Annotated in this window: 16 protein-coding genes and 3 tRNA genes; 2 read left to right on the top strand and 17 right to left on the bottom strand. The window is 71.8% G+C overall.

Annotated features, from left to right (window positions below; all coding sequences use genetic code 11):
• From rplA to ACI379_RS11585, 6 genes are all read right to left on the bottom strand, one after another.
• A partial coding sequence (gene rplA, locus ACI379_RS11610; RefSeq protein WP_439792247.1) for a 50S ribosomal protein L1 occupies window positions 1-665 on the bottom strand: 665 nt, incomplete at its 3' end.
• 109 nt (window positions 666-774) lie between these two features.
• Window positions 775-1,203: a 50S ribosomal protein L11 gene (gene rplK / locus ACI379_RS11605; RefSeq protein ID WP_439792246.1), complete on the bottom strand. Its 429-nt coding sequence runs from the start codon at window positions 1,201-1,203 to the stop codon at window positions 775-777.
• A 139-nt stretch (window positions 1,204-1,342) separates the two neighbouring features.
• Window positions 1,343-2,137, bottom strand: a complete 795-nt coding sequence (gene nusG, locus ACI379_RS11600) for a transcription termination/antitermination protein NusG (protein ID WP_439792245.1) — start codon at window positions 2,135-2,137, stop codon at window positions 1,343-1,345.
• Window positions 2,138-2,217: 80 nt separating this feature from the next.
• Window positions 2,218-2,472 carry a preprotein translocase subunit SecE gene (secE, locus tag ACI379_RS11595; protein WP_439792244.1) on the bottom strand — a complete coding sequence of 85 codons (255 nt, stop codon included), beginning with the start codon at window positions 2,470-2,472 and terminating at the stop codon, window positions 2,218-2,220.
• 37 nt (window positions 2,473-2,509) lie between these two features.
• Window positions 2,510-2,582, bottom strand: a tRNA-Trp gene (locus tag ACI379_RS11590).
• A gap of 123 nt (window positions 2,583-2,705) precedes the next feature.
• Complete coding sequence (locus ACI379_RS11585) at window positions 2,706-3,059, bottom strand: VOC family protein (protein ID WP_439792243.1); 354 nt, start codon at window positions 3,057-3,059, stop codon at window positions 2,706-2,708.
• Window positions 3,060-3,206: 147 nt separating this feature from the next.
• On the opposite strand from ACI379_RS11585, the gene ACI379_RS11580 reads away from it, so the two are divergent.
• Both ACI379_RS11580 and ACI379_RS11575 read left to right on the top strand, forming a co-directional pair.
• On the top strand, window positions 3,207-4,232 hold the full coding sequence (locus ACI379_RS11580) for an adenosine deaminase (protein ID WP_439792242.1): 1,026 nt from the start codon (window positions 3,207-3,209) through the stop codon (window positions 4,230-4,232).
• A gap of 35 nt (window positions 4,233-4,267) precedes the next feature.
• Window positions 4,268-4,876: a hypothetical protein gene (locus ACI379_RS11575; protein ID WP_439792241.1), complete on the top strand. Its 609-nt coding sequence runs from the start codon at window positions 4,268-4,270 to the stop codon at window positions 4,874-4,876.
• A 16-nt stretch (window positions 4,877-4,892) separates the two neighbouring features.
• Here ACI379_RS11575 and ACI379_RS11570 read toward each other — a convergent pair whose 3' ends face one another.
• The 11 genes from ACI379_RS11570 to ACI379_RS11520 all read right to left on the bottom strand — a co-directional run bounded on the left by ACI379_RS11570 (window position 4,893) and on the right by ACI379_RS11520 (window position 11,667).
• Window positions 4,893-5,975: a UDP-N-acetylmuramate dehydrogenase gene (locus tag ACI379_RS11570; RefSeq protein ID WP_439792240.1), complete on the bottom strand. Its 1,083-nt coding sequence runs from the start codon at window positions 5,973-5,975 to the stop codon at window positions 4,893-4,895.
• Window positions 5,968-6,369, bottom strand: coding sequence for a MaoC/PaaZ C-terminal domain-containing protein (locus ACI379_RS11565; protein WP_439792239.1), 402 nt, complete (start codon window positions 6,367-6,369; stop codon window positions 5,968-5,970). The genes ACI379_RS11570 and ACI379_RS11565 overlap by 8 nt, the downstream gene beginning before the upstream one ends.
• Window positions 6,366-6,761: an FAS1-like dehydratase domain-containing protein gene (locus ACI379_RS11560; RefSeq protein ID WP_439792238.1), complete on the bottom strand. Its 396-nt coding sequence runs from the start codon at window positions 6,759-6,761 to the stop codon at window positions 6,366-6,368. Before ACI379_RS11560 ends, ACI379_RS11565 begins: the two co-directional genes overlap by 4 nt.
• Window positions 6,762-6,895: 134 nt before the next feature.
• Window positions 6,896-7,066 carry a 50S ribosomal protein L33 gene (rpmG, locus tag ACI379_RS11555; protein WP_439792237.1) on the bottom strand — a complete coding sequence of 57 codons (171 nt, stop codon included), beginning with the start codon at window positions 7,064-7,066 and terminating at the stop codon, window positions 6,896-6,898.
• A gap of 35 nt (window positions 7,067-7,101) precedes the next feature.
• A tRNA-Met gene (locus ACI379_RS11550) sits at window positions 7,102-7,178 on the bottom strand.
• A gap of 52 nt (window positions 7,179-7,230) precedes the next feature.
• Window positions 7,231-7,303 (bottom strand) — tRNA-Thr (locus tag ACI379_RS11545).
• An 83-nt stretch (window positions 7,304-7,386) separates the two neighbouring features.
• Window positions 7,387-8,787 (bottom strand): amidase, encoded by a 1,401-nt coding sequence (locus ACI379_RS11540; RefSeq protein ID WP_439792236.1) that lies wholly within the window; start codon window positions 8,785-8,787, stop codon window positions 7,387-7,389.
• A gap of 54 nt (window positions 8,788-8,841) precedes the next feature.
• On the bottom strand, window positions 8,842-9,570 hold the full coding sequence (locus tag ACI379_RS11535) for an LrgB family protein (protein ID WP_439792235.1): 729 nt from the start codon (window positions 9,568-9,570) through the stop codon (window positions 8,842-8,844).
• Entirely contained in the window at window positions 9,563-9,940 is a 378-nt protein-coding gene (locus tag ACI379_RS11530; protein ID WP_439792234.1) for a CidA/LrgA family protein, read from the bottom strand. Before ACI379_RS11530 ends, ACI379_RS11535 begins: the two co-directional genes overlap by 8 nt.
• A 45-nt stretch (window positions 9,941-9,985) precedes the next feature.
• Window positions 9,986-10,411, bottom strand: a complete 426-nt coding sequence (locus tag ACI379_RS11525) for a RidA family protein (RefSeq protein ID WP_439792233.1) — start codon at window positions 10,409-10,411, stop codon at window positions 9,986-9,988.
• Window positions 10,408-11,667: an NAD(P)/FAD-dependent oxidoreductase gene (locus tag ACI379_RS11520; RefSeq protein WP_439792232.1), complete on the bottom strand. Its 1,260-nt coding sequence runs from the start codon at window positions 11,665-11,667 to the stop codon at window positions 10,408-10,410. The genes ACI379_RS11525 and ACI379_RS11520 overlap by 4 nt, the downstream gene beginning before the upstream one ends.
• Window positions 11,668-11,718: the final 51 nt, after the last annotated feature.

Genomic DNA, 11,718 nt, shown 5'->3' with positions numbered 1-11,718 from the left:
AGGACGCCGGGGCCCATGGTCGTGGAGAGCGTGATCTTCTTGATGTAGCGGCCCTTGGAGCTGGCCGGCTTGAGACGCAGCACCTCCTCGAGGGCGGCGGCGTAGTTCTCGGCGAGAGCGGTCTCGGAGAAGGAGGCCTTGCCCACGATGAAGTGCAGGTTGGCGTGACGGTCCACGCGGAACTCGATCTTGCCGCCCTTGATGTCGGAGACAGCCTTGGCGACGTCGGGGGTCACCGTGCCGACCTTGGGGTTGGGCATGAGGCCACGGGGGCCGAGCACGCGGCCGAGGCGGCCGACCTTGCCCATCATGTCGGGGGTCGCGACGACGGCGTCGAAGTCCGTCCAACCGCCGGAGACCTTCTCGATGAGTTCATCGCCACCGACGAAGTCGGCGCCGGCCTCACGGGCGGCCTCGGCCTTGTCCGCGTTGGCGAACACGAGGACGCGGGCGGTCTTGCCCGTGCCGTGCGGCAGGTTGACGGTGCCGCGCACCATCTGGTCCGCCTTGCGGGGGTCGACGCCGAGGCGCATGACGACGTCGACGGTCTCGTCGAACTTCTTCTTGCTGGTGCTCTTGGCGATCTTGAGGGCCGCGAGCGGGGCGAAGATCTCGTTCTTGTCGAACTGCTCGGCCGCCGCGCGGTAGGTCTTGCTGCGCTGCATGTCTGGGTACTTCCTCACGAATTGGTGGTGCCAGGTGTGGTCACGTGGGCCAGCGCGGCCCTGCCACGGAAAGTGGTCTGTCAGTACGGGTCGGGCGACCCGCCCCGGATCAGTCGGTGGTGACGCCCATGGAGCGGGCGGTGCCCTCGACGATCTTCATCGCGGCGTCGATGTCGTTCGCGTTGAGGTCGGGGAGCTTGGTCGTCGCGATCTCGCGCACCTGGTCCTTGGTCAGCTTGCCGACCTTCTCCTTGTGCGGGACACCGGAACCCTTGGACAGACCAGCGGCCTTCTTGATCAGCTCAGCGGCCGGCGGGGTCTTGGTGATGAAGTCGAACGTGCGGTCCTCGTAGATGGTGATCTCGACGGGGATGACGTTGCCGCGCATCGACTCGGTCTGGGCGTTGTACGCCTTGCAGAAGTCCATGATGTTCACGCCGTGGGGACCGAGAGCGGTACCCACCGGCGGGGCCGGGGTGGCCTGGCCAGCCTGCAGCTGCACCTTGACGAGCGCAGCGATCTTCTTCTTGGGAGGCATCTTCGATGTTCTCTTTCTGTCTTGTGGTCACGACGAGGGCGGACGCCCCCTGCCACGGGTGTTGCTCAGGTCATTGTCGCCCGGGAAGGGCGGGACACGAAATCGTGCTGACGTGCCGGAGCCGGGCTCCGGCGCGGGATCAGACCTTCTGGATCTGGCTGAAGCTCAGCTCGACCGGGGTCTCCCGGCCGAAGATCTCGACGAGCGCCTTGACGCGCTGCGACTCCGCGTTGATCTCGGTGATCGTGGCGTGCAGCGTGGCGAACGGGCCGTCGACGACCATGACGGAGTCGCTGACGGAGAAGTCGGCCACCTCGACGGTGGGCTTGCGCTGGGCGGTGGCACCGGAGCCACCCTTCTCGCCGGCGGCGGCCGCAGCGGCCTCGGCCTCGGCGACGGCCACGACGGCCGGGGCCAGCATGTCCTCGACCTCACGCATGCTCAGCGGCACGGGCTGGTGGGCGTGGCCCACGAAGCCGGTCACCGAGGGGGTGTGGCGCACGGTGGACCAGGACTCGTCGGTGAGGTCCATGCGGACCAGGACGTAGCCGGGCAGGACGGTGCGCGTGACCATCTTGCGCTGGCCGTTCTTGATCTCGGCCACTTCCTCGGTGGGGACCACGATCTCGTGGATGTAGTCCTCCATGTTGAGGGAGATGATGCGGTTCTCGAGGTTCTGCTTGACCCGCTTCTCCATGCCGGAGTACGTGTGGATCACGAACCAGTCGCCCGGCTTGGCCCACAGGTCGCGGCGGAACGCCTCGAGCGGGTCCTCGTCGCCGGCGACCTCGTCAGAGTCGAGCTCGTCGGAGTCGGCCTCCTCGGCCGACGCCTCGGCGGCGTCGTCCTCGAGGGTCTCCTCGACGAGCTCGTTGTCCTGCTCGTCCGCGGAGGCCTCGACCACGTCGTCGCGGTCCTCAATGCTGTCCGACACGTTGCGCTCCGTCTGGTTGCTTGTCGATGGCCCACCAGTGCGGGCCGGGGACGTGCTGCCGACCGCCGGGTCGGCGGCCGTCACTGTGCGATGCCCGTGAACATCGAGAAGACGAGCTTGCCGAATGCCAGGTCGAGCACCGACACGATCGCCATCATCACGAGCACGAAGACCAGGACCACGGTGAAGTAGGTGATGAGCTGCTTCTGGGTCGGGTAGACCACCTTGCGGAGCTCTGCCACCGACTGGCGCAGGAACGTGACCGGGCCGGTGCGCTGCGTCTCGCCCTTGCGGGGGCCCCGCTGCGAGCCACTGGCGGCGCTGGTGTCCGTCACGTCCTCACCTCATCTCTTCATCATCTGTTGGTCCTCGCAGGGCACGAGGGACTTGAACCCCCAACCTTCGGTTTTGGAGACCGATGCTCTGCCAGTTGAGCTAGTGCCCTTCGGTGAACCTCCACGCCGCTGCGACCCGCGCTGGGCGCGCCGAAGCATGTGGCTGATCAACCAGTCAGGAAGCATACGTCCTCGGTCCACGCGCGTCGAACCGAGGGCCGCCCCCGGGGGCCTCAGCGCGCGAGCGGGGCGTACAGGACGACCCCGTTGCCCTGGTTGTCGTACACCACCGCCCGCCGCTCGTGGGCGTCGTCGTACGGCGCCCTGACCACGGCTCCCCCGTTCTCCTCGACCAGGCGCGTGGCGGCGTCCACGTCGTCAGTCCGGACGCCGACGGCCACCTTCCCCGGGAGCGGGTGGTCGATCGCGGTGGCCAGCGCCAGGGTCACGCCACCGCCGTCGAGCGCGGCGAAGTGCGAGCCGTCCCGGAACTTCAACGTGAGTCCCACCGACCCGGTCCAGAACGCGATGGACGCGTCGAGGTCCTCGGTGGACAGGACGACCATGCGGACCTGCTGCTCGGGCATGACACACCTCCGGGGCTCGGCGCGACCCGTTGCCGACGCCTCTGCCCCCAGCCAACCGTGACCGCGCAGGTCGGCACAGGGGCGTTGTACGCGCCGCGAGGGGCCCAACGCCCCGCATTTCCGCCAGGCGCACCTACGATGGCGCGCATGGGTCACCGGGACATCCGCGCGCTGCCCAAGGCCCACCTGCACCTGCACTTCACCGGGTCGATGCGGCACCAGACACTGCTCGAGCTCGCCGAGCGCGACCAGATCGCCCTGCCCGACTCACTGGTGAGCCAGTGGCCGCCCCAGCTGTCGGCCGCGGACGAGAAGGGCTGGTTCCGGTTCCAGCGCCTCTACGACGTGGCCCGCTCGGTGCTGCGCACGCCCGAGGACGTGCACCGGCTGGTCCGCGAGGCCGCCGAGGACGACGTCGCCGACGGCGGCCGCTGGCTGGAGATCCAGGTCGACCCCAGCGGGTACGCGGCCCGGTTCGGCGGCATCACCGCCTTCACCGACCTGGTCCTGGACTGCGTGTCGGACGCCCGGCGCAGCACCGGGCTGGGCATCGCGGTCGTGATCGCCGCCAACCGCACCCGGCACCCGCTCGACGCGCGGACCCTGGCCCGGCTGGCCGTGCAGTACGCCGACCGCGGCGTCGTCGGGTTCGGGCTCTCCAACGACGAGCGGCGCGGGCGTACAGAGGAGTTCGCTGGCGCCTTCCGGATCGCCGAGCGCGCCGGCCTCCGCCTGGTCCCGCACGGGGGGGAGCTGCGCGGCGCGGAGCACGTGCGGACCTGCCTGGACTCCCTGGGCGCCCATCGCCTGGGCCACGGGGTCCGCAGCGCCGAGGACGCCGAGGTCCTCGACCGGATCGTGCAGGCCGGCGTCGCACTGGAGGTGTGCCCGGTCTCCAACGTCGCACTGGGCGTCTACAGCGACCTGAGCTCCGTGCCGCTGCCGACCCTCCTCGACGCGGGCGCCACCGTCGCCCTGGGCGCCGACGACCCGCTGCTCTTCGGCTCCCGACTCGCCGGCCAGTACGCCACCATGCGGGCCGCCCACGACCTCGACGACCGCCGCCTCGCCGACCTCGCCCGGATGAGCTTCGAGGCGTCCTGCGCACACACCGACGTCCTGTCCGCGGCGCGCTCCGGGATCGACGCGTGGCTCGAGGAACCGGGCGCCTGACGCCTCTGGCACGCCGCGCCTGCAAGGATGGCGCCGTGGAGCGTCCCGAGAACCCCGAGCCCGACCCGACCGCGCCGTACCCGCGGCCCGATCCGTACGGCCAGAACCCGTACGGATCGCCGTCGTACGACCCGTACGGGCAGTCCGGCCAGCCCCCGGCCTCGCAGCCGGGCGCGTACGAGCCCTACGGCCAACCGGCCCAGCCGAACCCGTACGGGCAACCGAACCCGTACGGCCAGCAGGGTTCCTACGGGCAGCAGCAGGGGTTCCAGGGGCAGGCGAGCCAGTGGGCGCAGCCGGGCGCCGCGTACCCGCACCAGTACACCCCGCCGCCGCCCCCGCACCCCTCGGCGTCGACAGCGATGACGCTCGGCCTGATCGGCCTCATCGGCTCCTTGGTCTGCGGCGTCACGATCTTCCTGTCGCCCTTCGCGTGGTCGATGGGCTCCAAGGCAATCCGCGAGATCGACGCCCAGCCGGGCCGCTGGAGCGGCCGCGACACCGCCAACACCGGGCGGATCCTCGGCATCATCGGCACGGTGCTGCTGGGCCTGCTGCTCGTCGTCGTCATCGGCATCGTGGTGCTGGCGATGTTCGGCGTCTTCGCGAGCACCAGCTCGACGACGTACTCGACGAACGTCTGAGGACCGGGGACCGCTCTCAGGCGGGAGTGGTCCCCGGCAGCTCGCAGCCCAGCAGGACGGGCTCGTTGACAAGCCGAACGCCGAAGACCCGTTCCACCCCGTCACGCACCTCGCCCGCCAGGGCGAGCAGCTCCGCGGTCGTGGCGCCGCCACGGTTGGTGAGCGCGAGCGTGTGCTTGGTGGACAGACTCACCGAGGGACCCACCCGCTCGCTGGTGTGGCCCTTGGTGAAGCCTGCGTGCTCGATCAGCCACGCGGCGCTCGACTTGACCCGGCCGTCCGGCTGGGTCCAGCGCGGCGCCTGCTCGGGGAGCGCGTCGGCCACGTCGGCCTCCAGCACCGGGTTGGTGAAGAACGACCCTGCGCTCCACGTGTCGTGGTCGCCGTCGTCGAGCACCATCCCCTTGCCTCGACGCAGCCCGAGCACCGCCTCGCGCACGTCGCCCAGCGGGGCCCGCTGCCCGGGCTCGACGCCGAGTGCGCGGGCGAGCTCGGCGTACGCGACGGGCGCGCCGAGGGAGCCCTGCTTGAGCAGGAAGGTCACCGAGAGCACCACGTGGCGCTGCGGGTCGGCCTTGAACCGGCTCCACCGGTAGTCGAAGCCGCAGTCGGCCGCGGCGAAGGTGCGGACGCCACGCAGGACGCGGTCGTAGACGCGCACCTGGGCGATGGTGTCGGAGACGGACTGGCCGTACGCGCCGACGTTCTGCACGGGGGTCGCGCCGACCGACCCCGGGATGCCCGAGAGCGCCTCGACGCCGACCCAGCCCTGCTCGACGGCCCGGGCGACGAAGTCGTCCCAGCCCTCCCCCGCGGCCACCGTCACGGTGACCGCACCGAGGCAGGCGAGGTCGTCGGGGCAGTCCGCGTCCGCGACGACGCCGCGCGTGGCCACCTCCACGACCCTTCCGTCGAAGCCCTCGTCCGCGACCACCAGGTTGGAACCACCGCCCAGCACGAGCACCGGAACCCCGGCCGCGTCGGCTTCGGTCACGGCCTCGACGAGCTCTGCCTCGGTCTCCGCGCGCACCCACTCGCGGGCGGGCCCGCCCAAGCGCAGCGTCGTGTGGTCGCGCAGCGACTCGGCGTGCTCAGGCAACGACGACAGCCTTCGGCATGCCGAGCACCTTGACGCCCTCGCTGGTGACCTCCAGGGACAGGGTGACGCGTCCGTCAGCCACCGAGGAGACCTTGCCGGCGACGACGACCTCGACGCCGCCCTCGGCCGGGACGACGACGGGCTTGGTGAACTTGCAGCCCAGCTCGAGGACCTCGGCTCCCCCGGTCCACTCGGTCACGGCGCGTCCGACCAGCCCGAGGGTGTACATGCCGTGCGCGATCACGCCGGGCAGGCCGACCGAGCGCGCCACCTCCTCGTCCTGGTGGATCGGGTTGTGGTCGCCGCTGGCCGTGGCGTACGCGCGGAGGTGGTCGCGGGTGACGGTGAACGTGCGGGGCTCCAGCACGCTTCCCTCGTCGAGCGGGCGGGTCATGCGGCACCTCCGTGGACGAGCGTGGCGCGAGCGGTGCAGACGAGCTCGCCGGCGGCGTCGACGAACTCGCTGGTGGTCGTGATCACGTCGGCACCCCCCAGCTGCCGCAGCCCGGCGACGGTGAGGGTGGCGGTGAGCTCGTCGCCGACGGCGAGGGGGCGTACGTAGGCGAAGCGCTGCTCACCGTGGACGATCCGGTGCAGGTCCACCTGCTCGGCCTCGAGGAACTCGTTCATCGCGCGGAAGGCGAGGACGATCGGGAAGGTGGGCGGGATCGCGCCGTCCGCGGGGGCACCGAGGGACTCGGCGAAGGCGCGCACGCCCTCGGAAGTCACGGTGAGCGGGCCGGTCGCGGGGAAGGTGCGTCCCACCAGGGACTGATCGACGGGCATGGGTTCGAGCCTACTGCGTGACCGGGGCGCGTCCGGACGCGGTCACGGTCACCGGGAGAGCCCGGAAAGCACGACGACCCGCCCGGCAGAGCCGGACGGGTCGGATGTCGCGTGTCGCCGTGAGGCGATCAGACTCAGCGGGTCTCGCGGTGAGCCTGGTGCTTGCGGCAACGGGGGCAGAACTTCGACAGCTCGATGCGGTCGGGGTCGTTGCGGCGGTTCTTCTTGGTGATGTAGTTGCGCTCCTTGCACTCCACGCACGCGAGAGTGATCTTGGGGCGAACGTCAGAGCTCTTGCTGGCCACAGGAAGTCCTTTGTCGTTGCTTGGAATGCGGAGTTTGGTAGCGGGGGCGGGACTTGAACCCGCGACACCACGATTATGAGTCGTGTGCTCTAACCACCTGAGCTACCCCGCCGCCGGGCAGCGGGCCACCCACCGCGGATGCGGTGAGCGAAGGCCCGACCCAGAGCCCCTTTACGGAATCGAACCGTAGACCTTCTCCTTACCATGGAGACGCTCTGCCGACTGAGCTAAAGGGGCGACGCGGAGGAACATTACACACATCCTCGCCGCAAGAAAAATCCGGGGTGCGCACGGTGGGAAACGGCTCCCCCGCAGCGTCCTCAGGGGGTGCCGAGACCGGCCCACCCGAGCGCCTGCTCGACCTCCAGACCGAACTCCAGCAGGCGCGCCTCGCGGCCGTGGCCGGCACCGAACATCATGCCCTGCGGCAGCCCTGCGGCGGTGGTGGCGAGCGGCAGACTGATGGCCGGTTCGCCCGTCGCGTTCTGCCACGGCGTGAACGCCACCCAGTCCAGCAGGCGGTCCATGATGACCTCGTACGGCTGGTCCGGGCGGAGCCACCCCACGCGGGGCGTCTCGGTGGCCAACGTCGGCGTGAGCGTCAGGTCGTAGGTGCGGTGGTGCTCCGCGGCGAGGTGCCTGCTGCGCTGCATGGCGACGACCGCCGCCGGGAGTCGGTGCAGGTTGCGCCGGCAGTGGCTGGCCAGCCCGAGGGTCAGGTTGTCCAGCTTGTCACGGTCCCAGCTGCGGCCGTGCGCGCGGCGACCGGTGGTCACCATCGCCAGGGCGAGCATCGACCAGTAGAGCAGGAAGTGGTCCGCGAAGCTGTCCGGGACGGGGTGGTCGATCTGCTCGACCGTGTGCCCGAGCTCCTCGAGGCGGGCCGCCGTGGCCAGGGTGAGGGCGGCGACCTCGGGGGTGCTCCTGCGCCCCACACCCTCGGTGACCACCGCGATCCGCAGGCGGGCACGACCGGGGCGCCGGATGTCGCCCACCGGGGCCAGGGCGGGGTTGCGCCAGACCTTCTCCGCCTCCCGGTAGAACGCGGCCGTGTCGCGCACGGACCTGGTCAGGACACCGTCAGAGACGATGCGCACCGGCATGTCCCGCATCAGCTTGTCCTGGGCCAGCCGGTTGCGGGTCGGCTTGAGCCCGACGAGCCCGTTGACCGCGGCCGGGATCCGGATCGACCCACCCCCGTCGTTGCCGTGGGCGAGCGGCACCGCACCGGCGGCGACCAGTGCGGCCGAGCCGGAGGACGACGCGCCCGCGTAGTGGTCGAGGTGCCACGGCGAACGGACCGGCCCCAGGCGTACGTGGTCGGCCGCGGCGCTGAAGCCGTACTCCGACATCCGGGTCGTGCCCAGCGGCAGCAGACCGGTGGCCAGGTACATGCGGGCGAAGTCGCCGTCGGCCGGTTCCGGCACCGGGTCCCAGGCGTCGGTGCCGTCGGTCAGCGGCATCCCGGCCACCGCGACGTTGTCCTTCAGGAAGGTGGGCACGCCGGCGAAGAAGCCGGGGCGCGGGTTGCGGGCCTCCTCGCGGGCCCGGTCGAACGCCCGGTGCGCGACCGCGCCCAGGGCGCCGTCGACGGACTCCACGCGGGCCACGGCGGCCTCGACCACCTCGGCGGCCGAGAGGCCCTGGGCCATCGCCTCGACCAGCCCCACCGCGTCCAGGTCACCGAGTACGTCGTCGCCGAAGGCGTGCACCTGCGTCATGGTGGGCCAACTTAGGCGATCGCGTGAGGATCGTCACGGGCAACCCGCCCCACCTCAGGAGAACCAGGCCACCACGAGCGGGGTGACCAGACTCACCACGAGCGCCGCCAGACCCGTGGTCAGACCGGCGACCGCACCGGTCACCTCACCCTCGCGCAGGGCGCGCGAGGTCCCGACCCCGTGCGAGACGGTCCCGATCGCCACACCCCGGGCGCGCGGGTCGGTGATCCGCAGCAGGTCCAGCACGGCGGGAGCCGCCACGGCACCGAGGATCCCGGCGAGCACCGCGAAGACCGCGCTGAGCGGCCCGATCCCGCCGACCACGTCCGCCACGGCGATGGCCACCGGTGTGGTCGCGGTCTTGGCAGCCATGGTCGCGGCGAGCTCGTCGTCGCCGCCCAGCGCGACGACCAGTCCGTACCCGGTGGCGACGGCGGTGGTGACGCCCAGCACGAGCGCGAGCAGGATCGGCCCCACGAGCCCGCGGAGCGCCTCGACGCTGCGGTGCAGGGGTACGGCGAAGGCGACCGTCGCGGGGCCGAGCAGGAAGGCGATGACCTCGGTCCCGGCGCGGTAGTCGGCGTACGGGACGCCCGTGAGGAGCAGGAGTCCGCCCAGCAGCAGCACGCAGGTCAGGACCGGCTGCGCCAGGGGGTGCCCGCCGGTGCGCCGGTGCACCCACAGCGCCAGCCGGTAGGTGAGCAGCGTCACCAGCAGCCACACCAGCGGGGAGCCCTCGGCCCAGTCCAGGGTGTTGCGCCAGGCCGCGCCGAGGTCACCCATCCGACGCCGTCCCGCGTCGTCCGCGCGCGCCGGCGCGGCGGGCCAGCAGCGCGACCACACCGCCTGCCACCACGAGGCCGGCCAGCCAGGAGCCCACGAGCGCCCCCAGCACCGGCAGCGCGTCGGCGCGCAGCACCGCGAGGTAGGCCACCACCCCGACCCCCGCGGGGACGAAGAGCAGCTGCAGGTGGCGCAGGAGCGCGTCGGAGGCCGTGAGGACGCCGGCGTCGGCGGCCGGACGGCGCACCGTCAGCACCACGAAGAGCAGCGCCATGCCGACGACCGGGCCCGGCACCGGCAGGCCCGTGAGTCGTACGACCACCTCACCCACCACCTGGCAGCCGAGCAGCCAGGTGAGCCCGGCGATCACGTGGGTGCTCCCGGGGGCGCGTCCAACCAGTTCACACGGTCGAACCTATGCGACCGGCGCTCCGCCACCCCTCGGCAGGTACGCCGTCGCCCGGACCTCGATCCGTACGCCCGGCAGTCCCCCGCCGAGCTGGGTGGCGCCGATCGCGGTCCACGCCGGCCACGGCTCTCCCAGCCGCTGGTCCCGCACCGTCATGAAGGCCGGCACCTGGCTCGGCAGGTCCAGGTGGAAGGTGAGCAGGTCGACGACGTCGGCGAGGGTGCCGCCGGCCGCGGCCAGCACGTGCGCGAGGTTGTCGAAGGCCAGCGAGACCTCCTCGGCCAGGTCCTCGGGGACCGAGCCGTCCTCGCGCGTGCCGAGGACCCCGGAGCAGTACAGGACGTCCCCGGCCCGCACCGCGGGGCTGAGGTGCCAGTTCTCGTAGGTCCACTCCGAGCCCGCGGGCACGACCGGGACGTGGCCGGGGCTCACGACGCACGACCGATCGCGGCGGCTGTGCTCCATCCCTCGGGCGCCCACAGCGCCCGGAAGTTCTCGGCGGGCAGCGTGTCGGTCCAGGCTCCGGTGAGGGCGAGTCCGGAGGCGAGGCGCCCGATCTCGTCGGCGGCCATGGCGCCGCGCTCACCCTCCACCACGACCACGGTCCGCTCGTCGGCCCAGTCGATGTACGGCCGGTCGTGCGGCGTCGCGCAGACCGTGCACGGCCGGGTCCGCGCCGGCCCCAGCTCGACGCCGGGCAGCAGGTCGCGCAGGACGGCCATGGTCTCCTCGACGTCCTCGGCGCGGCCGCCCGTACGCACCCACGCAGCGATCTCCTCGCGCGTGTCGAGGGGGTTGGCGAGCAGGCTGTTGCCGGACACCTTGAGGTACCACCGGCCGTCGGGGTACTGCACCGGGGCCATCACGATGCCCCCGAACAGGTAGTCCCCGTCGCGGACCTTGAGCATCATCATCGTCGGCATGTCCGGCACCGCGTCCGGGCCGGAGACCTCGACGAGCGTCACGGTGGCGCCGAAGGTGAGCGTCTGCAGCGGACGGTCGAGCAGCCCGGTGGCGTTGGTCGCACAACCGGTGGCCACGACCACCTTGTCGGCCGTCCACGTCCCCGAGCGCGCGGTGCGGACCCGTACCTGACCGTCGACGAGCTCGCGCGCCACGGCCTCGTCGCGCACCAGCTCGGCGCCGGCGGCCACGGCCGCCCTCAGCTCCGCGGCCACCAGGGCGCGGGGGTTGAGGATGAACGCGTCGCGCTGGCGCAGGCCGAGGTGCCCGGGCTCGAAGGAGAGCTGCGGGTACGCCGCGGCGAGCTCGTCCGGGGTCAGGCGGTCCACCGCCACCCCCAGATCGGCGGCGTTGCCGGCGAGCACGTCGGCGTCGAACCAGGTCGAGGCGGCGACGCCCGAAGCGGCCTCCGGCATCACCGTGACCGAGTGGGTGGGGGTCAGGAAGTTGATGCCGGTGCGCCCGATCAGGTCGTCGAAGCGACGGGTGCTGCGGGTGGCCAGCAGCGACGTGACCAGCGGCACCTCCAGCACGTGGCAGAGCCGCCCCTGGTCGTAGTGGCCGGCCCACACGCCCTCGTGGTCCGCGAAGTCGGCCGGTTCGTCGGGGCCGATGACGACGACGCGGGCGCCCGCCTCGGCGGCGTGCCGTGCGGTGGCCGCGCCCAGCGGGCCGGCTCCGATGACGGCGAGATCGACGTGGGTACGGGGTGGGGACGAGGTCATGGGAGCTCCAGGTGGACGTCGGGTGGATGCTCAGCGTGGACTCGTCCCGCC

Source organism: Nocardioides sp. (genome assembly GCF_051876515.1).
In the GTDB taxonomy this organism is placed as follows: Bacteria; Actinomycetota; Actinomycetes; order Propionibacteriales; family Nocardioidaceae; genus Nocardioides.
This window is presented reverse-complemented; position numbering and strand designations above follow the sequence as displayed.

Bases quoted from the DNA above. Each gene is read 5' to 3' on its own strand.
- ACI379_RS11560 (WP_439792238.1), bottom strand. From the start codon at position 6,761: ATGCCCGTCGATCAGTCCCTGGTGGGACGCACCTTCCCCGCGACCGGC.
- ACI379_RS11540 (WP_439792236.1), bottom strand. From the start codon at position 8,787: ATGACGCAGGTGCACGCCTTCGGCGACGACGTACTCGGTGACCTGGAC.
- rplK (WP_439792246.1), bottom strand. From the start codon at position 1,203: ATGCCTCCCAAGAAGAAGATCGCTGCGCTCGTCAAGGTGCAGCTGCAG.
- ACI379_RS11565 (WP_439792239.1), bottom strand. From the start codon at position 6,369: ATGACCCGCCCGCTCGACGAGGGAAGCGTGCTGGAGCCCCGCACGTTC.
- ACI379_RS11520 (WP_439792232.1), bottom strand. From the start codon at position 11,667: ATGACCTCGTCCCCACCCCGTACCCACGTCGATCTCGCCGTCATCGGA.
- ACI379_RS11585 (WP_439792243.1), bottom strand. From the start codon at position 3,059: ATGCCCGAGCAGCAGGTCCGCATGGTCGTCCTGTCCACCGAGGACCTC.
- ACI379_RS11535 (WP_439792235.1), bottom strand. From the start codon at position 9,570: ATGGGTGACCTCGGCGCGGCCTGGCGCAACACCCTGGACTGGGCCGAG.
- ACI379_RS11580 (WP_439792242.1), top strand. From the start codon at position 3,207: ATGGGTCACCGGGACATCCGCGCGCTGCCCAAGGCCCACCTGCACCTG.